Raw genomic sequence first — 19,333 nt, 5'->3', positions numbered from 1 at the left:
ATCACCCGATCCGGATCTGTCAACCGCCCTGCCCGACGCCCTCGCACCTCGTATCGTCGCCCGCGAACACGGAAAGAGGAGAGAGGAGACATCATGACCACGGCACGCGACATCATGACCCCGTCGCCGCGCTGCGTCGGCGAGCACGAGTCCCTCACCGAGGCGGCGAGACTGCTGGCCGACCTCGACGTCGGCTCGCTGCCGATCTGCGGCGACGACGGCAAGCTCAAGGGCATGCTGACCGACCGGGACATCGTCGTGAAGGGCCTCGCGAAGGGAGCGGACCCCGCCACGACGACCGCGGGAGAGCTCGCCGAGGGCAAGCCCGTGACGGTCGACGCGGATCAGGACATCCGCGACGCGCTCACGCTCATGCAGGACCACCAGGTGCGCAGGCTCCCCGTCATCGAGGACCACCTCCTCGTCGGCATCGTCAGCCAGGCCGACATCGCGCTCGCGCTGGCCCCCGTCGAGACCGGGGAGACGGTCGAGCAGATCTCGCTCTGACGCCATCCGCCCCGGGCCCGCTCCTCCCCGCGGGTGCGGGGCGCCCCTGCGCTCAGGGAGCGTGCCCGCGAACGGTCGGCCCCGCCTCGTCGGGGCCGATGTCCGACTCCCTGCGCAGCCGGAACCACCGGTACCCGTAGCCGTCGAGCGCGAGCTCGAGGGGGTCGCTCACCTCGAGCGGCGCGCTCTCGCCGTGCAGGTCGATGAGCACCGCGTCGTCGGCCTCGTCGAGGCGGATCCGCACGGTCGCCGGGCTTCCGCCGAGATTGTGCGCGAAGAGCGCGTCGCCCACGTCGGAGCGCATCCGGTGGACGAGGACGGACGGCGCGTCGTGCTCGAGCACCTCGAACGCGCCCCACGAGATCGCGGGCGTCGCCCGGTACGCCGCGATGATCGCCCGCATGAAGCGATGGAGCGAGGTGGGGTCGCGCCGCTGGTCGGCGACGTTCACGTGCTCGGGTGCGTAGCCGCCCTCGGGGAACGGCGCGACGAGCTCGGCCGCCTCCGCCGTCGAGAAGCCGCCCTGCGCGGTCCACTGCATGGGCGTGCGCACGGCCCGGCGCTTCTCGAGCGCGGAGTTCTCGCCCATCCCGATCTCCTCGCCGTAGAGCAGCGCGGTCGCGCCGGGCAGCGAGAACATCAGGCTGTACGCGAGTCGCACGCGCCGCGGATCGCCGCCGAGCATGGGCGGGAGCCGCCGCACGATGCCGCGTCCGTAGACCCGCTGATCCTCGTCGGGCGCGAGCGCATCGAACACCTCGGCGCGCTCGTCCTCGGCGAGCAGCTCGAGCGAGAGCTCGTCGTGGTTGCGGAGGAACACCGCCCAGCCGACGTCGGACGAGGGCGCCGTGCGGCTCCGGATGGCGCGGACGATCGGCTCGGGATCCTCGCGGACGAGCGCGAGGTACATCGCGACGTTCGTCTCGAAGTCGAACTGCAGATCGAGCTCGTCGCCTCCGGCCCCGAAGTACGGCTCCTGTCCCGCGTGATCGAGACCGACCTCGCCGAGGAGGACGGCCTGCGGCGAGCGCCGCCGCAGGAAGCGCTTGATGTCGCGCAGGTACTCGTGCGGATCGGCGACGCCCTCGTGCGGCACGTCGATGAGGAACGGGACGGCGTCGACGCGGAAGCCGTCGATCCCGAGGCTCAGCCAGAACGCGATCGCCTTCGCGATCTCGTCGCGCACGCGCGGGTTCCCGAAGTTCAGGTCGGGCTGATGGCGGTAGAAGCTGTGCAGGAAGTACTGCCGCGTGCGCGGCTCCCACTCCCACATGCTCGACTCCTCGCCCGGGAAGACCGTGTTGGCGTCGTTCTCGGGCTTCTCGTCGCGCCACACGTAGAAGTCGCGGTAGGGAGACTTCCGGGAGCTGCGCGCGGACTGGAACCACGGGTGCTCGTCGGAGGTGTGGTTCACGACGAGATCGACGATCACGCGGATCCCGCGATCGTGCGCGAGCCGGATGACCTCGAGGAGGTCGCCGTGCGTGCCGTAGCGCGCGTCGACCCCGTAGAAGTCGGTGACGTCGTAGCCGTCGTCGCGGTTCGGCGTCGGGTAGAACGGCATGAGCCAGATGACGTCCGCCCCGAGGTCGGCGATGTAGTCGACCGCGCGGGCCAGCCCCTGCAGGTCGCCCGTGCCATCTCCATCCGCGTCGAGGAACGTCTCGACGTCGAGGCAGTAGATGACCGACGACCGCCACCAGAGGTCCGCGATGTTCTCCCGCCTCATGAGCCCTCCTCCAGCGCGGCGATGAGCGCGGGGGCGTCCTCCTCCACGAACCGCCGCTGATCCTTCCCGATGTGGTGCAGGTAGACGCGGTCGACGCCGGCGCACAGCGCGCGCACCCTGTCGGCGATCTCGTGCGGCTCGGACCCCGCGATGACCGACTCGGCGGGGTCGGCGTCGGACTCCGCCGCGAGCCGGTCGAAGTCCTCGGGCTGCGCGACATCCCAGGGCGAGACGCGCGTCACGGCCCCATGACGCCACTGGTCGCGCGCGAGCGCCGCCGCGTCGTCGGCGGTCCGCGCGATGCTCACGTGCACCTGGAGGCTCACCTCGCCGCGCCCTCCGGCCGCGCGGTAGGCGCCGATCGCGTCCGCGAGCGCCGATGCGTCCGTGCCCGTCGTGATGAGGCCATCCGCCCAGGCGGCGACCCGCTCGGCTGTGCCGGGAGAGATCGCGGCCCCGACGAGCAGGGGCGGCGCGGTGGGCAGGCTCCACACGCGCGCGTCGTGCACGCGGACGGCGCCGTCGTGGTCGACGCGCTCCCCGTGCAGGAGGCGGCGGATGACCGACGCGCTCTCGTCGAGACGCCGATCGCGCTCGCCCTTCTCGGGCCACGGATCGCCCGTGACGTGCTCGTTCACGAGCTCGCCGCTGCCGAGAGCGGCCCAGAACCTCCCGGGGAACATCTCGGCGAGGGTCGCGATCGCCTGCGCGGCGACGGCAGGGTGGTAGCGCTGACCCGGCGCCGTGACGACGCCGAAGCCGAAGCGCGTGAGCGCGAGCGCGGCGCCGAGCCACGACCACGCGTACCCCGAGTGCCCCTGCGCGACGCCCCACGGCGCGAGATGGTCGGAGCACATGGCGCCGTGGAAGCCGACGCGCTCGGCGAGCTGGACGGACGACAGCAGCTCGCGCGGCGCGAGCTGCTCGTGCGACGCGTGGTAGCCGATGAACATGGCCTCCAGGGTCGCGTGCACGCGGCCTGCGCGGGAGTGCCTTGACAGGCCTCGCGGCCGGGCGTTAGCCCGCTTCGCCGTCCGCGCGCGGCGGGAGTCCGCGCTTGGCGCGCTCCTCGGCCTCGATCGCGGCGTACGTGCGGCGCTCGGTGCGGTCGAATCGGAGGATGTTCCGGAGGATGAGCCAGAACACGATCGCGATCGCCACGGTGGGCGCGAGCGACCACAGCGCCGCCACCCAGAAACTGTCCACGGGCCCATCCTACGAGGCGTGGTCGAGAGAAACCCGGGCGTGAGCGGATCGACGCCGCGTGCACAGCGTCGCGGCGCTCCGTCCTGGCCTCCACAGCACCCGGCTGATCGGGGTCCGCGACCACCCGGCGCGCGAGCCTCGGAGCATGACGACGATCATCCCCGCGCGATCCGCGCAGAAGTTCCTCTCGGTCCTCCCCCACGTGTGCGGCTACGTGCCGCGCCTCAGCCTCGTCGTGGTCCCCATCGTCGACGGGCGCACCGCCGGCGTCGCACGGCTCGACCTCCCGCAGGACGAGGAGGCGTGGGGAGAGGTCGCCGCGACCGCGCTCGGCATCGTGTGCCGCCTGCCCGACGCCGGGCGCTTCGCTGCGGTCGTGTACACCGACGACCCGTTCGTCGACCGAGACGGTGCGATCGCGTTCGAGGGGTTCATGGGCTACCTCCGCGAGCGCGCCGACCACTGCGGCGTCGAGGTCGTCGACGCGCTGTGCGTCGCGGCCGACGGCTGGGGCTCGTACCTCGACGACCCCTCGCCCGAGCAGGGGCGCCCTCTCGACGAGATCGCGTTCGAGGGCGCACTGCCCGAGGGCGTCGAGCCGACACCCGTGCGGGCCGATCAGGGCGACGGCGCCGAGCTGCCCGCATGCGACCTCGCCGAGAAGGAGCGCCTGGGCCGCGCGCTCGCCGAGATCGACCGCGCGTGCGCGGCTCTCGGCAGCGACGGCGACGAGAGCGGCATCGCCGGCATCCATCCGCGCGCGCTCGCGACGGCATGCCTCCTCGGGCAGATCCCCGAGGTGTTCGAGGAGAGCCTGGCATGGGACGTCGAGGCCCTCGAGCCGTACCTCGCCGGGGCGGTCGCGTGGGCGCTCAACCGTCCGTTCTTCCGCGACGTCGCGCTCTCGCAGTGGAGCGCCGACATCGAGGAGGGGTACGAGACGCTGGCCTTCAACGAGCGCTGGCGGGCGGGGCACCGGGCCGAGCCGACCGGCCCCGTCCGCCTCATGGGCGAGGGCCCGCGACCCGACGCCGACCGGCTCGAGCGCGCGCTCGAACTCGTCCGCAGGCTCGCGGCGGCCGCACCCCGCGAGGCGCGCGTGGGCCCGCCCGTCGCGGCGGCCTGGCTCAGCTGGGCGCTCGGCCGGGCGACGCACGCGGCCCGCTACGTCGCCCTCGTGGCCGAGATCGACCCCGAGCACGGCCTCGCGAGCATCATCGCGTCGATGCTCGAGGCGAGCTACCTGCCGCCGTGGGCGTTCGAGCGCCCGTGACGCTACTTGACGAGCGGGAAGAGGATGGTCTCGCGGATGCCGAGCCCCGTGATCGCCATCAGCAGGCGGTCGATCCCCATGCCCATGCCGCCGGTCGGCGGCATGCCATGCTCGAGCGCGCGGAGGAACTCCTCGTCGATGCGCATGGCCTCGTCGTCGCCGCGGTCGGCGAGCTTCGCCTGCTCGACGAAGCGCTCTCGCTGGATGACCGGGTCGACGAGCTCGGAGTAGCCGGTCGCGAGCTCGAAGCCGCGCACGTAGAGATCCCACTTCTCGACGACGCCGGGTGTCGTGCGGTGCTCGCGGACGAGGGGGCTGGTGTCGACGGGGAAGTCCATCACGAACGTCGGGCGCGTGAGGTGCTGCTTGACGAAGTGCTCCCAGAGCTCCTCGACGAGCTTGCCGTGGGTCGCGTGCGGGGGCACGTCCACGCCGTTCGCCTCGGCGAGCTTCACGAGCTCGTCGAGCGAGGTCTCGGGCGTGATCTCCACGCCCGCGGCCTCCGAGAGCGAGGGGTACATGGGCACGCGGTCCCACTGCCCGCCGAGGTCGTACTCGGTGCCGTCGGCCCACGTCACCTTCGTGTCGCCGGCGACCGCGATCGCGGCGTTCTGGATGAGCTCCTGCGTGAGGTCGGCGATGCCGTTGTAGTCGGTGTACGCCTGGTACGCCTCGAGCATCGCGAACTCGGGGCTGTGGGTCGAGTCGGCGCCCTCGTTCCGGAAGTTGCGGTTGATCTCGAACACCCGGTCGATGCCGCCGACGACCGCGCGCTTGAGGTAGAGCTCGGGCGCGATGCGCATGTACAGCTCGGTGTCGAACGCGTTCGAGTGCGTGATGAACGGGCGCGCGGTCGCGCCGCCCGGCTGCACCTGCAGCATGGGCGTCTCGACCTCGACGAAGTCGTGCTGCTCGAAGGTGGCGCGCAGGCTCGCATTCACGTTGGCGCGTGCCCGCACGGTCGTGCGCGCCTGATCCCGCACGATGAGGTCGAGGAACCGGCTGCGGACGCGGCTCTCCTCGCTGAGCTCGGTGTACATGTTCGGCAGCGGCAGCACGGCCTTGGCGGCGATCTGCCAGTCCGTCACCATGATCGAGAGCTCTCCGCGGCGACTCGAGATGACCTCGCCCGTCACGAACACGTGGTCGCCGAGGTCGACGAGCTCCTTCCAGCGCGCGAGCGACTCGTCGCCGACGTTCGCGAGGGAGACCATCGCCTGGATCCGCGATCCATCGCCCGACTGCAGGCTCGCGAAGCAGAGCTTGCCCGTGTTGCGGCTGAACACGACGCGGCCGGCCACGCCCGCGGTCACGCCCGTCTCGGCGCCCGGCTCGAGGTCGCCGTACTCCGCGCGCAGCGCCGGGATCGTCGTCGTGACGGGCACGGTGACCGGGTAGGCGCCGCCCGCGGCGGAGGCGCGCTCGGCGATCAGGCGCTCGCGCTTGGCGAGGCGCACCGCCTTCTGCTCGAACACGTCCTCCTCGGTCTCGGGGGCGTTCTCGGCGGGCGTCTCAGACATGCAAAAGCTCCTCAGGAAAGTCTGCCGTCAAGTCTAGTCAGCAGGCCTCGGCGCTCCCTGCGGGCGGGCTCAGTCCTCGGGCGGCAGATCGGGGATGGCCGGGGTCGCCTCGGTGAGCGCCTGGTCGACCGTCGAGCGCACGAGCGCGGAGAGGTAGCCGCCCGGGTTCTCGACGCCGATCCCCCGGAGCAGGCCCGTGGCCTGGTGCACGATCTGACGCGAGAACGCCGACGCCGTCTCGATCGCCTCGGCGTAGGCGGGCCGGTCGTCCTCCGCGACGACGACGGGCTCGCAGCCGAGCTCGACCGCGAGCGCCTGCGCGATCGGCAGCACGGCGGGCGGCGCCGTGACGGCGGCGTACGAGGCGGCGAGCTGACGGAGGTCGATCGTCGTCCCGGTGAACGCCATCGCGGGATGCACGGCGAGCGGGATGGCGCCCTTCTCGGCCGCGGGGCGGAGCACCTCGATGCCGAACGACGCGTCCGTGTGCAGGACGAGCTGCCCCATCTGCCACGCGCCGATGTCGGCGAGCCCCTGCACGAGGCCGGGCAGCTCAGCGCGCGGAACGGCCAGGACCACGAGCTCCGACCGGCGCACCACCTCGAGCGGGTCGAGCACCGGCACGTCGGGCAGCACGGCCGACGCGCGATCGTCGTCGGATCCGCCGGTGATGCCGGTGATGGCGTGCCCCGCGCCCGCGAGCGCGGCGCCGATCACGGGGCCGACCCGACCGGCCCCGATGATGCCGACCCCCAGACGTCCGTCGCGTCGCACGCGCCCTACCTCTCGCCCCAGCGATGCGTGTGATCGCGCGACGCCGCCTCGACCGCCCCGCGGCTCGCGCGCTGCAGGAGCGCGATGGCGTCGTCGCGCTCGAGGCCGACGACCTGGCCGGAGATGGGCCCGGCGACCGTGTGCGCCTGCCCCCATGCGACGCGCTGCAGGCGGTCGACGGGGCCCTGCGCGATCGAGACGCCCTGGAGCCGCGCGAGGGGGAAGATCGCGAGCTTGCGCCAGACGCGCCCGCGCCGCAGCAGGAGGCCGAAGTCGGTGATCGCGTATCCGTGGCGTCGCCACGAGACCGGGCGGCGCCACCAGGCGCGCGCGGGCATCGTGCGGTACGGGTCGCCCTCGATCGGGCCGAGGATGCCGTGCTCCCAGACGAGCGGGAGATCCTCGACCGGGGCGTCCGGGAGGATGAGCGCGAGCACGCGCTCGACGTCGGCGCGCTTGCCGACCGGCAGGACGACGTTGAACTGCTGCGCGCTGCCGGACTGCTGCTGCGCGGCGCTCTTGCCGGACATCCGGTTGATCTTGATGGTCCACCATCCGAACGGCCGCCACAGGAGCGACTGCGAGACCTCGACCGCGAAGATGCGGCCCGGAGGGAGCGTCTCGGTGACCGTGGTGAGCAGGCCGTAGGTGATGCGGACGCCGTCGGGCGTCGGGGCGATCGCGTAGCGCAGCGACTTCGAGATCTGCGCCCACGTGATCGCGACCGCCGTGAGGACGAGCGGGATGCCGGTGCCGAGGCCCGCGCCGAGGAGCACGATGAGCCCCTCGCCGTCGGCCAGGGCGATCGGGAGCAGGAAGGCCATGACGACGGCGAACAGGAGGCCGAAGAACACCAGCCACAGCACGCCGCTGATCACCTGCGAGCCGATGAGGCGGCCCGTGGGGATCTTGACGACGCTCTCGGGCGCGACGTCGGAGAGGTCGACCCCCTCGATGAGGCCGCTCACGCCGTCGTTGAGGTGCCCGACGAGCTGTCCGCGCGCACTGGTGCGCGGCGCCGGCTGCCCGGTGCGCGCGGCCTCCCGCGCGGCCCGCGCTCCCGAGGCGAGGCGGAGGATGTCGGCGCGCACGGCCTCCGCGCGCGGGGTGGCGAGGTACTCGAGGGCGACGTTCGCGTCGGTGCCCGCGCCGACGACCTCGAGCTTGGCCATCCCGATGAGGCGCGCGGGGAACGGGCGCGTGAGGTTCACGCCCTGCACGCGGTCGAGCGGGGCCCGCCGGTGCGAGCGGAACACGATGCCCTTGCGCACCTCGACGTGCTCGTCGGTGATCCGGAACTGCTGGAACCGCCAGACGAGCCAGAACGCGAGGACGAGCACCGCGAGCACGCCCACAAGGGCGAGGAGCGCCACGAGGATGAGGTTGTTCGCGAGCACCCAGTCGAAGGGGTCCCCTCCCGCGTAGTCCTCGACGTGCGCCTCCTCGGGGGTGAAGAGGGAGACGACCCAGAAGATGATCCGGTCGCGCGCATTCCCGATCGCGATGCCCGCGACGATGAGCAGCACGAGCCCGCCCTTGAACAGGGGCGTGAGCGGGTGGAGCCGGTGCCAGGCGCCGTCGGCGAGCGACGACGAACCGCCGCCGGGCAGGACGGGCGCCTCGGCCGTCTCCGCCGCGCTGGGAGGCTGACCGGTCACAGCCCGGTCCTGCGGGTCTCGGCGACCTCGATGAGCGTGTCGCGCAGCGCCTCGGCCGCCGCCTGGCTGATGCCGGGGATCTCCACGCCCGTGGTCGCGGCGGCGGTCACCATCTTGAGCTTGGCGATGCCGAACGCCCGGTCCATGGGCCCGTGCGTGATGTCGACGAGCTGCATGCGGCCGTAGGGCACCGCGACCATCCGCTGCCACAGGATGCCCTTGCGGAACACGATGTCGTCGTCGCGCAGCATGTACCCGAGCGCGCGCGCCTGCCGCGGCAGCACGATCAGGGTCAGGAGCGTGACGACCGTGATCGCACCCGCGACGATCCACGCCCACATGCCCAGGCGCGCGACCTCGGCCACGACGAAGGCCGCGGCCCACACGATCGCGAGGAAGATCGCGTTCTGCACGAGCTGAGACACGACGTACTTGGGCGAGATCTGATGCCACGCCCCGTCGAGAGCGAGTCGGCCGGCGCCGCGGGGCTCGCGGATCGCGGTGAAGGTGCCGGCGTCGAGCACCTCGGGCTGTGCGGGTCCGGCGGCTGCGTCCCGTGCGGGTGCGGATGGCACGGCTGCGTCCGGTGCGGGTGCGGATGGCGCGGCTGCGGCCGCGCGCGCCTCGGCGCGCGTGAGCGGGGCCGGGGTCTGGGGGTCAGTCTGGTTCGAGTCCGGCTGGGGTGTCGTCGGGCTGTCGCTCATCTGGATCCTTCGGCAGCGTGCAGAAATGCTCTGCGAGCAGCGCCGCGCCCACGAGCAGTGCGCCCGCGATCGCGCTCGCGATGGTCGTCCCCAACGACCCTAGCGCGGGGGCCACAGGACGCGTCGCGCCGTACAGGAGGAGGCCGAGCGCCGCGCCCGTGACCGCGGCCCCCACGATGCTCGCCGACTTCGAGAGCATCGCGATCCGCAGTGCGCGGAACGGGTCGATGCGCGGTGCGTCGGGGTCGCGCACCGAGCGGCGCACGGGCCACGCGAGCGCGAGGCACAGGGCGCCCAGGAGCACGAGGAGCACGGGCAGCATGAGCGAGGGCGCGAAGGTCGAGCGCCCCGACGAGGTGAGGAGGTGGTCGAGCAGGAAGCCGCCGCCTCCGCCCAGCAGGGCGGCGACGAGGAGCGCGAGGAGGCTCGTCCGCCTCACGGCGCGGCTCCGCGGAGTCGCGCGAGGAGGGCGTCGACGCGTCCGGCACCAGGGAGCTCGGCGTCGGGGTCGACCTCGAGCCACGGGCCGAGCACGAAGTCGCGCTCGGCTGCCCGCGGGTGCGGGATGGTGAGCCGGGGGTCGTCGGAGACGACGTCGCCGTAGGCCACGAGGTCGAGGTCGAGGGTCCGGTCGCCCCAGCGCTCGCGGCGCACACGCCCGTGCCGCTCCTCGATCGCGTGCAGGAAGCCGAGGAGCACGCTCGGCGCGAGGCGCGTCGTCACGAGCGCCACCGCGTTGAGGTACGCCGGCGCCTCGGCGTCGGGGCCGTCCAGCGTGACCGCGACGGACTCGTGGGCGGAGGAGCAGACCACCCGATCCGTGAGCGGCAGCCGCTCGACCTCGCGCACGGCCGCGTCGAGGGTCGCCGCACGGTCGCCGAGGTTCGCGCCGAGCGCGACGACGGCGGTCACGGGCTCTCGGCGTCGGGGCGCGGGCGGCGCCGCGAGGGGACGCAGCGGCGGGTCAGGGCGGCGGCCGGCGGTCATGCGCGCTCCTGACGCAGGCGGTGCACCGTGACCGAGACATCCGAGAAGCGCGCGCGGATGGGCGCGTGCGGCTTGTGCACGGTGACGAGGACGCCGTGCACGCGCTCGTCCTCGAGCACCGCGTCGGCGATGCGGTGCGCGAGCGTCTCGATGAGATCGACGGGCTCGCCCTCGACGATCGCGACGACCTTCTCGGCGAGCTCGCCGTAGTGCACGGTGTCGGCGATGTCGTCGGTCTCGGCGGCACGGGCGGTGTCGACGTGCAGCCGCAGGTCGACGGTGAAGTCCTGCCCCTCCGCGCGCTCGGCCTCGTAGACGCCGTGGCGCCCGAATGCGGTGAGCCCGCGGAGCTCGATCATGTCGAACGGGTTCATGCCCTCAGCCCTTCCATTCCCGTGCCACCGCGAGCGCGTCGCGGGTCGCCGCCGCGTCGTGCACGCGCACGCCCCACGCACCGGCCTGCACGGCGAGCACGCTCGTGACCGCGGTCGCGAGATCCCGCCGCTCGAGGGTCGTCTCCTCGCCAAGCGCCGAGGCGAGGAACCCCTTGCGCGATGTCCCGACGAGCACCCGGTACCCGAGGCCGACGATCGCGTCGAGCTCGCGCAGGAGCGCCCAGTTCTGCTCGCCCCGCTTCGCGAACCCGATGCCCGGGTCGAGGATGACCCGCTCGCGCGCGACGCCCGCGGCGATCGCGGCCTCCGCGCGCGCCGAGAGCTCGTCGGCGACCTCGCGGCCGATGTGCGTGTAGGTCGCCTGCGCGTACATGTCGGATGACGGGCCGCGCCAGTGGCCGAGGGCGATGTCGACACCCCGCTCGGCGACGACATCGAGGATCGCCGGATCGGCCAGGCCGCCCGAGACGTCGTTGACGATCGCGGCCCCTGCGTCGATCGCGGCCTCGGCGGTCGCGGCGCGGTAGGTGTCGACGCTCACGGTGGCGCGGTCGGCCGCGAGGGTGCGGATGACGGGCAGGATGCGCGCGATCTCGATCTCATCGCCCACCGGCTCCGCGCCGGGACGGGTCGACTCGCCGCCGACGTCGAGCACGGTCGCGCCGCCCTCGCGCAGAAGCCGGCCGTGCGCGATCGCGTCGTCGGCCGCGTAGTGAGCGCCGCCATCCGAGAACGAGTCCGGCGTGACGTTGACGATGCCCCAGATGGAGGTCATGCGAGATCCTCGTGGGCGATGCCGCCCCCGAGCGCGATGAGCGACACGATCTCGCCCCGCGCCGCGGGCTCGGCGAGCTCTCCGCGGGCCGCGACCGTCACCGTCGAGCTGTCGCTCTGACGGCCGCCGCGCATCGTCACGCACTGGTGGACGGCGTCGAGCACGACGACGACGCCGCGGGTGTCGAGCGAGCCCGCGATCGTGTCGGCGATCTGCTCGCCGAGCCGCTCCTGCACCTGCGGGCGCGCGGCGAGCACGTCGACGACCTTCGGCAGCGCGCCGAGGCCGACCACCTGCTCACCGGGGAGGTACGCGATATGGGCGTGCCCGATGAACGGCAGCAGATGGTGCTCGCAGACCGAGCGGAAGCGCACGCCCCGGAGCAGGACCGCGCCAGACGGGAGCGTGTCCGGCGCGGGGCCGCGGCTGACGCTGATGGTGTGCGCGAGGGGCTCGGCGGCGTCCTGGCCCACGCCCGCGAAGAACTCGGCGTACGCGTCGGCGACGCGCTGCGGGGTCTGCCGCAGACCCGCGCGATCGGGGTCCTCCCCGATCGCGACGAGCAGCTCGCGGGTGAGCGCCGCGACGCGCTCCCGATCGACGGTCACGCGTCGCGTCCTCAGGCCGTCGCGGGCCGCGCGTGACCGGACGCCGGCCGGGTCGCGGGCTGCGACGGCGAGCTCTCGGCCGTCGTCGACGCGGCGATCCCGTCGTGCTGGCGCTTGCGCGGGACATCGATGGGCGGCAGCGCCGACACCGGTCGATCGCTCGACGAGAGCCACTGGGGGCGCTCGGGCAGCTTCTTGATGTCCTTGAAGATCTCCTCGATCTGGACGTGATCGAGCGTCTCGTGCTCGAGGAGGGCCAGGGCGAGCTTGTCGAGGATGTCGCGGTTCGCGTTGAGCACCTCGTACGCCTCGTTGTGCGCGAGCTCGATGAGCGCGCGCACCTCCTCGTCGATGTGCTCGGCGATGCGCTCCGAGTAGTCGCGGCCGTGACCCATGTCGCGGCCCATGAAGACCTCGCCGCTGCCGCTGCCGAGCTTGACGGGGCCGACGGCGGTCGTCATGCCGTACTCCGTGACCATCTTGCGGGCGATGCTCGTCGCCTTCTCGATGTCGTTGGATGCGCCGGTCGTGGGGTCGTGGAAGACGATCTCCTCGGCGACGCGGCCGCCCATGGCGTACGCGAGCTGGTCCTGGAGCTCGTTGCGCGTCACGGAGTACTTGTCCTCGAGGGGCAGCACCATCGTGTAGCCGAGGGCCTTGCCGCGCGGCAGGATCGTGATCTTCGTGACGGGGTCGGAGTGGTTCATCGCCGCGGCGGCGAGAGCGTGGCCGCCCTCGTGGTACGCCGTGATGAGCTTCTCCTTGTCCTTCATGACGCGCGTGCGGCGCTGGGGGCCAGCGATGACGCGGTCGATCGCCTCGTCCATCGCGCGGTCGTCGATGAGCTGGGCGTTCGAGCGCGCCGTGAGGAGGGCCGCCTCGTTGAGCACGTTCGCGAGGTCGGCGCCCGTGAAGCCGGGCGTCTTGCGCGCGACGACCTCGAGGTCGACGTTGTCGGCGAGCGGCTTGCCGCGGCTGTGCACCTGGAGGATCCGCAGGCGGCCCTTGAGGTCGGGCGCGTCCACGCCGATCTGGCGGTCGAAGCGGCCGGGGCGCAGCAGGGCCGGGTCGAGGATGTCGGGGCGGTTCGTCGCCGCGATGACGATGACGTTGACCTTGGGGTCGAAGCCGTCCATCTCGACGAGCATCTGGTTGAGCGTCTGCTCGCGCTCGTCGTGGCCTCCGCCCATGCCGGCGCCGCGGTGCCGGCCGACGGCGTCGATCTCGTCGATGAAGATGATCGCCGGCGAGTTCTCCTTGGCCTGGTTGAAGAGGTCGCGCACGCGGCTCGCGCCGACGCCGACGAACATCTCGACGAAGTCCGAGCCCGAGATCGAGTAGAACGGCACGCCCGCCTCGCCCGCGACCGCGCGCGCGAGCAGCGTCTTGCCGGTGCCGGGAGGGCCGTACAGCAGCACGCCCTTCGGGATGCGCGCGCCCACGGCCTGGAAGCGCGCCGGGTCCTTGAGGAACTCCTTGATCTCCTGGAGCTCCTCGATGGCCTCGTCGGCGCCCGCGACGTCGCCGAACGTGACGTCGGGGTGCTCCTTGCTCATGAGCTTCGCACGCGACTTGCCGAACTGCATGACGCCGCGACCGCCGCCCTGGGCGCTCGACATGAGGAACCAGAAGAGCAGGCCGAGCAGGAGGATCGGGATGGCCAGCGACAGCAGGCTGTCCCAGATCGTCGCGCGCGGCACGGCGTCGTCGTAGCCGTCGGCGGGAGCCGCCGCCTCGACCGCGTCGACGACCTCCTCGGCACGCGCCGAGACGTAGTAGAACTGCACGTCCGTGGCGCCCTCGTAGGCCTTCGTGAGGGTCATGTCGACGCGCTGGTCGCCATCCGTGATGAGCACCTTGCTGACGGTGTCGCCGTCCAGCAGCTCGAGCCCCTCCTGCGTGGACACCTGGCGCGGGGCGCCCAGGTTGGACACGAGCGAGAACCCGACGATCAGCAGCACGCCGACCAGCAGGATGTAGATCAGCGGGTTGCGAGTGAGCTTCTTGACGTCCATACCTGGGGTGACTTCCTCCCGTCGACGCGACGAGCGCGTAGTCGTCTCAGGCTACCCCGGCGCGTCTATGCGCCGACTGGGATTCGCCCACGGCGTACGTCAGGCGTAGACGTGCGGCGCGAGCACGGCGACGTCGCGCAGGTTGCGGTAGTGCTCGGCGTAGTCGAGGCCGTAGCCGACGACGAACTCGTTGGGGATGTCGAACCCGCGGTAGCGGCAGTCGATCTCGACCTTGGCCGCGTCGGGCTTGCGCAGGAGCGCGAGCACCTCGATCGACTCGGCGCCGCGTGAGGCGAAGTTGCTGAGCAGCCAGCTGAGGGTGAGGCCGGAGTCGATGATGTCCTCGACGATGAGCACGTGGTAGCCCTCGAGGTCGGTGTCGAGGTCCTTCCGGATCTGCACGACGCCGCTCGACTTCGTGCTCGTGCCGTAGCTCGACACCGCCATCCAGTCCATGACGACCTCGCGCGTGAGGCAGCGCATGAAGTCGGCCATCACCATGACGGCGCCCTTGAGCACGCCGACGAGGAGGAGCTTCTTGCCCTCGTAGTCCTTCTCGACCTGGGCGGCGAGCTCGCGGAGCTTGGCCTGGATCTCCTCCTCGGTCACGAGAACGCGGTCGAGGTCACCGGAGATGTCGGCAGCACGCATGGAGGCCATCCTACGACTCCTCCGCTGCGACCCCGACGTCGTAGCGCGGGAGCGCGCGGTGGATCGCGGCCCTGCGCGCACGCGTCTCGACGACCCCGGCGATGCCCGCCGCGAGCCCGGCGGCGATGAGCGCCCAGCCGGGGGCGAGGAGCGGCTGGAAGGCCGCGAGCGCCGCGATGTCGTCGTCGCCCGCCGAGTCGTTCGCGAGCACGGTCCACGGGGTCGCGCCGAGGATGACGAGCAGGAAGCCGATCACGGTGAGGCCCGACGCGAGGTGCGAGAGCGCGCCGGCTCCGGTCAGCTGCGCGTCGACGTCCGCGGACGGCGAGAGGGCGCCCTCGCGCGCGGCCCGGAGCGTCCGCCGCTCGAGGACCGCGGTGCGGACGAGGAACGGAACCGTCGAGAGCAGCAGGAGGGCGATCGGGATGAGGATCAGCACCCCGCCGACGCTCACCAGCGCATCGATGACGCCCTCGATCGGGCCGCCGCCGTAGTCGACGGGGTCGCAGTCGCGGCACGGCTGACGCAGCAGGACGCCGGCGAAGAACACGTAGGCGCCGAGCTGCAGCGCGAAGCCCGCTGCAGCCCACCGTCCTTCGCGCCGCTTGGCGCCCGCAGGCTGCGGATGGGCCATCCGCGCGCCGCCGCCGGGCCCCGGCAGGCGCTTCACCCGCGCCTCCCAGCGCCGGCCGAGCCAGCCGCGCAGCGCGAAGAGCCCGACGGCGGCGAGGGTGATCCCCACTCCGGCGAGCAGGGCGATGCCGTCGTAGTCGAAGCCCGAGACGAGGTCGACGAGCGCCGTGACGGGGCCGAGGACGACGGCGAACCAGGCGAGCACCATGATGCCGCCGTACGGATCCTCGCGGAGGCGCCGCGCCTCGACGACCGGCACGCGCGGCGCGCGCGGCTGTGCGTGCCGGCGCTCGGCCGCGCGCAGCCGCATCCTCCGCTCGGCGATGCCGCGGAGCAGCTCGACGAGGAGCGCGGCGCCCGTGACGACGAGGACGCCGCCCATGAGCGCGCGGAGCATCGCGTCGAACACCGACGGGAGGGAGTACGCCTCCTCGCCGATGATGCCCGCGACGAGCACGACGACGAAGACGATCCCCGAGGCGACGAAGGCCCCGCCCGTCGTCCGCGCGAGGCCTGCCGCGAACGCGAGCGCCGGCCCGACCGGGAGGGGCTCGGTGTCACGCGGTCCGCTCACCCCGCGCCCCCCTGCTCCTCGCTCCCCTGCTCCGTGCTGCGGGCCGTGAACGCGATGAGCGCTCCGCGCCGGTCGGCGACGAAGCCCGGGAGGTCGATCGGCCCCTGGCCCTGCCAGTCGGAGACGAGCCGCGCGACCTCGAGGGTCTGCGTGCGCGTGAGGCTCGCGCCGAACTCGCTCTGCGCGACGTGGCGGATGATCCGGTGCCGGAGCGCGGGCGGGTTGGCGACGAGCGCGGGCACCGAGATCGCGATGCCCGCCTCGATGTGCTCGACGATGTCCTCGATCGTCTCGTCGATCATCTCGGCGAAGGCCTCGTTGTCCTCGCGCAGCTGCTCGGCCGTGCGGGCGAGCGCGAGCGCGACGCCCGGGCCCAGCTCGGCCTCGAGCACGGGGAGGACCGCGCGCCGCACCCGCACCCGCGAGAAGCGCGCGTCGGCGTTGTGCGGATCGTGCCACGGCTCGAGCCCCGAGGCCTCGCAGAAGCCGTGGGTCTGCTCGCGTCGGATGGCTAGGAGCGGGCGGATCCAGGCCAGTCCGCGCTCGTCGCGGCGCGGGGCCATGCCCGCGAGGCTCCCGGCCCCCGCGCCGCGCGCGAGCCCGAGGAGGACGGTCTCGGCCTGGTCGTCGAGGGTGTGGCCGAGGAGCACGGCGACGGCGCCGGTCTCCGCCGCGGCCTCGCGCAGAGCCGCGTACCGGGCCGTCCGGGCGGCGGCCTCGGGGCCGCCCTCCGCGCCCACCTCGACGCGCACGATCCGGGCATCCGTCACTCCGGCCATCCGCGCCTGCTCGGCGGCTCGCGCGGCGACCTCCGCCGACTCATCCTGCAGCCCGTGGTCGACCGTGACGCTCGCGACGCGGAGGCCGAGCCGCGGGGCCTCGAAGGCGGCGGCCGCTGCGAGCGCGAGCGAGTCGGCGCCGCCGGACAGGGCGACGAGGACGGTCGCGGCCGATCCCTCCAGCGGAGCGAGCGCGGTGCGCACGGCGAGGCGGACGGCGGCGATGGCGGGATCGAGCACGCGTCAACGGTAGTCCGCCGACGGCGGATCGCCCTCCCCGCGCACCCCGCTTCGTCGCGGCTCGCGGGCGCGGCTACGCTTGCTGACGTCAGATTTCCTTACGAGAGGACACCACTCGCATGGGCGCGTACGACGCAGTCATCGAGATCCCGCGCGGCAGCCGCGTGAAGTACGAGGTCGACCACGGCACGGGGCGCGTGTACCTCGACCGCGTGCTCTACACGACCTTCGGCTACCCGACCGACTACGGGTTCTTCGACAACACCCTCGGCGAGGACGGCGACCCGCTCGACGTGCTCGTGCTGCTCGACCACGCGATCTACCCGGGCGTGAGCGCCAAGGTCCGCCCCGTGGCCGTGCTCAAGATGAGCGACGAGGCCGGTGGCGACGACAAGGTCGTGGCCGTGCTCGCGAAGGACCCGCGCTGGGACCACATCCAGGACGTCGACGACCTCCCGGAGTACACCCGCAAGGAGATCGAGCACTTCTTCGAGCACTACAAGGACCTCGAGCCCAACAAGTGGGTCAAGGTCGACGAGTGGGCGAACGCCGCCGAGGCCGAGCGCCTCGTCAAGGAGGCGTTCGAGCGCTTCGAGGAGCACGAGGGCCAGACGCGCACGCAGGGCGAGGGCGAGCTGCCCGACTCCCGCTCCTGATCCCGCGCTGCGGATACGCGAAGGGCGCCTGCCGGCCGGCAGGCGCCCTTCGCGTATCCGGCGGTCAGACCCAGATGCCGCGCGCCGCCATGAAGTCGATCGGGTTCACCGTCGCGCCGTTGACGTAGACCTCGAAGTGGAGGTGGCAGCCGAACGAGTTGCCCGTGTTGCCCTCGAGGGCGATGAGCTGGCCGGCCTCGACCCACTGTCCGTAGCCGACGAGGACGCCGCCGTCGACGATGTGCGCGTAGCCCGTGCCCGTGCCGTCGCCGTTGTCGATGTGGATGTAGTTGCCGTAGCCGCCGTTGTAGCCGGCGTAGACGACCGTGCCCGAGTGCGCCGCGTAGATGCCCGCGCCGCAGCCGGCGGCGAGGTCGACCCCCGCGTGGAAGGACGACGAGCAGTAGCTCGAACCGCAGATCTGGTAGCGCGGGCCGTAGCCCGACGTGCGCGTGCCGTTGTTGGGGCGCACCCATCCGCCCGTTCCGGGCTGGGTCGTGCCGCCCCCGCCGCCGTTGTCGGCGGGTGCCTGCTGGCCGCCGCCTCCACCACCACCGCCGCCGCCGCTGTTCTGCTGCTGTTGCTGCTGCTGCTCGAGCTGGCGCTGCTGCTCGAGCTGCTGCTGGCGGAGGAGCTCGCGCTGCCGCTCGGCTTCCTTGCGGGCGCGCTCCTCGGCCTCGCGGCGGAGCTGCTCCTCGTACTTCCGCTTGGCCTCGACGCCCTCCTGGTACTCCTGGACGGTCTTGCTCGTCGTGTCCTTGAGGGCCGCGAGCTGCGCCTCGAGGGTGATGAGGTTCTCCTCCTGGTCGGCGAGCGCGGCCTCGGCGGCCTGCTGCGCCTCCTGGGCGGCGACCATCTTCTCCTCGGCGATCTTCTGCAGGCGGTCGCGCTCGGCGCGGGCCACCTCGGCCTGATCGCTCAGCGACTGCGCGGAGTCACGGGCTGACGCGGCCTCCGCGTAGACGGACTCGTTGCGCTCGATGAGCTTGTCCATCTGGCCGAGCTGCGTGAGGAGCTGGTCGGCGTTCTCGGCCGAGCCGGCGAAGAGGAGCTCGAGCGAGGTGTCGTCTCCGCCCGAGCGCGAGAGCTGCGCGGCGAGGCGGGCCGCGGTCAGCGCGGCGGCATCGGCTTTCTCAGCCTGCTCGTCAGCCTGCTTCTGGAGCTCGTCGGCGCGGTAGGCCGCCTCGTAGAAGGCCTGCTGTGCGGCGTAGTAGGCGTCGGCCGCGGCCTTCGCGGCCGCCTGGGTCTCGGCGACGCGCTGCTTGAGACCGGCGATGAGGCCCTCGATGCGCTGCACCTCGGCCGCCTTGGCGGCCTCGTTGTTGCGGGCTGCCTCGACGTCCTCCCACGAGGGGTAGTCGTCGGGGTTGTACGACGCGGCGAACGCGCCGGAGACACCGGGGCCGAAGGGGCTCGTGGCGGTCGCCGCGCCGATGGCGGCGACGCCGAGCGCGCCCATCACGAGGGCGTTCCGCCGCGAGATGGGGTTCCAGAGAATGCGTCGCTCAGCGGCGGTGGGCGCGCAGCCGCACTCTTCCGCGAGATTCTTCTCGGCTTCCATCACACCCTTCTCCGGCCAATCACATCCGCAACAGTAGCAACATCGTTCACTTCTGGCACTATGAAAGATCCGCTTCGGGGCGCGGAAC

20 protein-coding genes are annotated in these 19,333 nt (G+C 72.5%); 3 read left to right on the top strand and 17 right to left on the bottom strand.

Annotated features, from left to right (window positions below):
* Positions 1-93 precede the first annotated feature (93 nt).
* Positions 94-507 carry a CBS domain-containing protein gene (locus M1D56_RS02300; protein WP_271174663.1) on the top strand — a complete coding sequence of 138 codons (414 nt, stop codon included), beginning with the start codon at positions 94-96 and terminating at the stop codon, positions 505-507.
* Positions 508-559: 52 nt separating this feature from the next.
* On the opposite strand, the gene M1D56_RS02295 is transcribed toward M1D56_RS02300, so the two are convergent.
* The 3 genes from M1D56_RS02295 to M1D56_RS02285 are packed head-to-tail and all read right to left on the bottom strand — an operon-like array spanning position 560 to position 3,442.
* A complete protein-coding gene (locus tag M1D56_RS02295; RefSeq protein ID WP_456284555.1) occupies positions 560-2,236 on the bottom strand; it encodes an alpha-amylase family protein in 1,677 nt (558 codons plus the stop codon).
* Positions 2,233-3,210, bottom strand: a complete 978-nt coding sequence (locus tag M1D56_RS02290; RefSeq protein ID WP_456284554.1) for a TIGR03557 family F420-dependent LLM class oxidoreductase — start codon at positions 3,208-3,210, stop codon at positions 2,233-2,235. The genes M1D56_RS02295 and M1D56_RS02290 overlap by 4 nt, the downstream gene beginning before the upstream one ends.
* A gap of 43 nt (positions 3,211-3,253) precedes the next feature.
* Positions 3,254-3,442 (bottom strand): hypothetical protein, encoded by a 189-nt coding sequence (locus M1D56_RS02285; RefSeq protein ID WP_271174660.1) that lies wholly within the window; start codon positions 3,440-3,442, stop codon positions 3,254-3,256.
* Between the two features lie 145 nt (positions 3,443-3,587).
* Between M1D56_RS02285 and M1D56_RS02280 the strand changes: the two genes are divergently transcribed.
* On the top strand, positions 3,588-4,715 hold the full coding sequence (locus M1D56_RS02280; protein WP_456284553.1) for a DUF4192 family protein: 1,128 nt from the start codon (positions 3,588-3,590) through the stop codon (positions 4,713-4,715).
* Between the two features lie 2 nt (positions 4,716-4,717).
* On the opposite strand, the gene lysS is transcribed toward M1D56_RS02280, so the two are convergent.
* The 13 genes from lysS to tilS form a co-directional block, all read right to left on the bottom strand.
* Positions 4,718-6,235 (bottom strand): lysine--tRNA ligase, encoded by a 1,518-nt coding sequence (gene lysS, locus M1D56_RS02275; RefSeq protein WP_456284552.1) that lies wholly within the window; start codon positions 6,233-6,235, stop codon positions 4,718-4,720.
* A 69-nt stretch (positions 6,236-6,304) separates the two neighbouring features.
* A complete protein-coding gene (locus M1D56_RS02270; RefSeq protein WP_271174657.1) occupies positions 6,305-7,009 on the bottom strand; it encodes a DUF2520 domain-containing protein in 705 nt (234 codons plus the stop codon).
* 5 nt (positions 7,010-7,014) lie between these two features.
* A complete protein-coding gene (locus M1D56_RS02265; protein WP_282980428.1) occupies positions 7,015-8,667 on the bottom strand; it encodes a PH domain-containing protein in 1,653 nt (550 codons plus the stop codon).
* Positions 8,664-9,164 carry a PH domain-containing protein gene (locus M1D56_RS02260; RefSeq protein ID WP_271174691.1) on the bottom strand — a complete coding sequence of 167 codons (501 nt, stop codon included), beginning with the start codon at positions 9,162-9,164 and terminating at the stop codon, positions 8,664-8,666. The genes M1D56_RS02265 and M1D56_RS02260 overlap by 4 nt, the downstream gene beginning before the upstream one ends.
* A 160-nt stretch (positions 9,165-9,324) precedes the next feature.
* The gene (locus M1D56_RS02255; protein WP_271174655.1) at positions 9,325-9,810 is read right to left on the bottom strand and encodes a DUF3180 domain-containing protein; all 486 of its coding nucleotides are present in this window, start codon (positions 9,808-9,810) and stop codon (positions 9,325-9,327) included.
* Positions 9,807-10,358: a 2-amino-4-hydroxy-6-hydroxymethyldihydropteridine diphosphokinase gene (folK, locus tag M1D56_RS02250; protein ID WP_456284551.1), complete on the bottom strand. Its 552-nt coding sequence runs from the start codon at positions 10,356-10,358 to the stop codon at positions 9,807-9,809. The genes M1D56_RS02255 and folK overlap by 4 nt, the downstream gene beginning before the upstream one ends.
* Positions 10,355-10,732, bottom strand: coding sequence for a dihydroneopterin aldolase (folB, locus tag M1D56_RS02245; RefSeq protein ID WP_271174653.1), 378 nt, complete (start codon positions 10,730-10,732; stop codon positions 10,355-10,357). Before folB ends, folK begins: the two co-directional genes overlap by 4 nt.
* A gap of 4 nt (positions 10,733-10,736) precedes the next feature.
* Entirely contained in the window at positions 10,737-11,528 is a 792-nt protein-coding gene (folP, locus tag M1D56_RS02240) for a dihydropteroate synthase (RefSeq protein ID WP_456284550.1), read from the bottom strand.
* Positions 11,525-12,136, bottom strand: coding sequence for a GTP cyclohydrolase I (folE, locus tag M1D56_RS02235; RefSeq protein ID WP_271174651.1), 612 nt, complete (start codon positions 12,134-12,136; stop codon positions 11,525-11,527). Before folE ends, folP begins: the two co-directional genes overlap by 4 nt.
* 11 nt (positions 12,137-12,147) lie before the next feature.
* Entirely contained in the window at positions 12,148-14,151 is a 2,004-nt protein-coding gene (ftsH, locus tag M1D56_RS02230) for an ATP-dependent zinc metalloprotease FtsH (protein ID WP_271174650.1), read from the bottom strand.
* A gap of 99 nt (positions 14,152-14,250) precedes the next feature.
* A complete protein-coding gene (hpt, locus tag M1D56_RS02225; protein ID WP_456285259.1) occupies positions 14,251-14,802 on the bottom strand; it encodes a hypoxanthine phosphoribosyltransferase in 552 nt (183 codons plus the stop codon).
* A 10-nt stretch (positions 14,803-14,812) separates the two neighbouring features.
* Positions 14,813-16,009 carry a hypothetical protein gene (locus M1D56_RS02220; RefSeq protein WP_421076175.1) on the bottom strand — a complete coding sequence of 399 codons (1,197 nt, stop codon included), beginning with the start codon at positions 16,007-16,009 and terminating at the stop codon, positions 14,813-14,815.
* Positions 16,006-17,028, bottom strand: coding sequence for a tRNA lysidine(34) synthetase TilS (tilS, locus tag M1D56_RS02215; protein ID WP_456284549.1), 1,023 nt, complete (start codon positions 17,026-17,028; stop codon positions 16,006-16,008). The genes M1D56_RS02220 and tilS overlap by 4 nt, the downstream gene beginning before the upstream one ends.
* Positions 17,029-17,147: 119 nt before the next feature.
* On the opposite strand from tilS, the gene M1D56_RS02210 reads away from it, so the two are divergent.
* Positions 17,148-17,684, top strand: a complete 537-nt coding sequence (locus M1D56_RS02210) for an inorganic diphosphatase (RefSeq protein WP_271174647.1) — start codon at positions 17,148-17,150, stop codon at positions 17,682-17,684.
* A gap of 64 nt (positions 17,685-17,748) precedes the next feature.
* Here M1D56_RS02210 and M1D56_RS02205 read toward each other — a convergent pair whose 3' ends face one another.
* Positions 17,749-19,245 (bottom strand): peptidoglycan DD-metalloendopeptidase family protein, encoded by a 1,497-nt coding sequence (locus M1D56_RS02205; RefSeq protein ID WP_421076173.1) that lies wholly within the window; start codon positions 19,243-19,245, stop codon positions 17,749-17,751.
* Between the last annotated feature and the right edge of the window lie 88 nt (positions 19,246-19,333).

The sequence above is a fragment of the Microbacterium sp. JZ101 genome (assembly GCF_053903175.1).
The sequence above is the reverse complement of the archived record's forward strand: the minus strand, read 5'-3'. Positions and strand labels throughout refer to the sequence as shown.

What these genes read in the sequence shown, in the direction of transcription:
- M1D56_RS02300 (WP_271174663.1), top strand. Translation starts at nt 94, where the DNA reads ATGACCACGGCACGCGACATCATGACCCCGTCGCCGCGCTGCGTCGGC.
- M1D56_RS02295 (WP_456284555.1), bottom strand. Translation starts at nt 2,236, where the DNA reads ATGAGGCGGGAGAACATCGCGGACCTCTGGTGGCGGTCGTCGGTCATC.
- M1D56_RS02280 (WP_456284553.1), top strand. Translation starts at nt 3,588, where the DNA reads ATGACGACGATCATCCCCGCGCGATCCGCGCAGAAGTTCCTCTCGGTC.
- lysS (WP_456284552.1), bottom strand. Translation starts at nt 6,235, where the DNA reads ATGTCTGAGACGCCCGCCGAGAACGCCCCCGAGACCGAGGAGGACGTG.
- folK (WP_456284551.1), bottom strand. Translation starts at nt 10,358, where the DNA reads ATGACCGCCGGCCGCCGCCCTGACCCGCCGCTGCGTCCCCTCGCGGCG.
- folB (WP_271174653.1), bottom strand. Translation starts at nt 10,732, where the DNA reads ATGAACCCGTTCGACATGATCGAGCTCCGCGGGCTCACCGCATTCGGG.
- folP (WP_456284550.1), bottom strand. Translation starts at nt 11,528, where the DNA reads ATGACCTCCATCTGGGGCATCGTCAACGTCACGCCGGACTCGTTCTCG.
- ftsH (WP_271174650.1), bottom strand. Translation starts at nt 14,151, where the DNA reads ATGGACGTCAAGAAGCTCACTCGCAACCCGCTGATCTACATCCTGCTG.
- hpt (WP_456285259.1), bottom strand. Translation starts at nt 14,802, where the DNA reads ATGCGTGCTGCCGACATCTCCGGTGACCTCGACCGCGTTCTCGTGACC.
- M1D56_RS02210 (WP_271174647.1), top strand. Translation starts at nt 17,148, where the DNA reads ATGGGCGCGTACGACGCAGTCATCGAGATCCCGCGCGGCAGCCGCGTG.
- M1D56_RS02205 (WP_421076173.1), bottom strand. Translation starts at nt 19,245, where the DNA reads ATGGAAGCCGAGAAGAATCTCGCGGAAGAGTGCGGCTGCGCGCCCACC.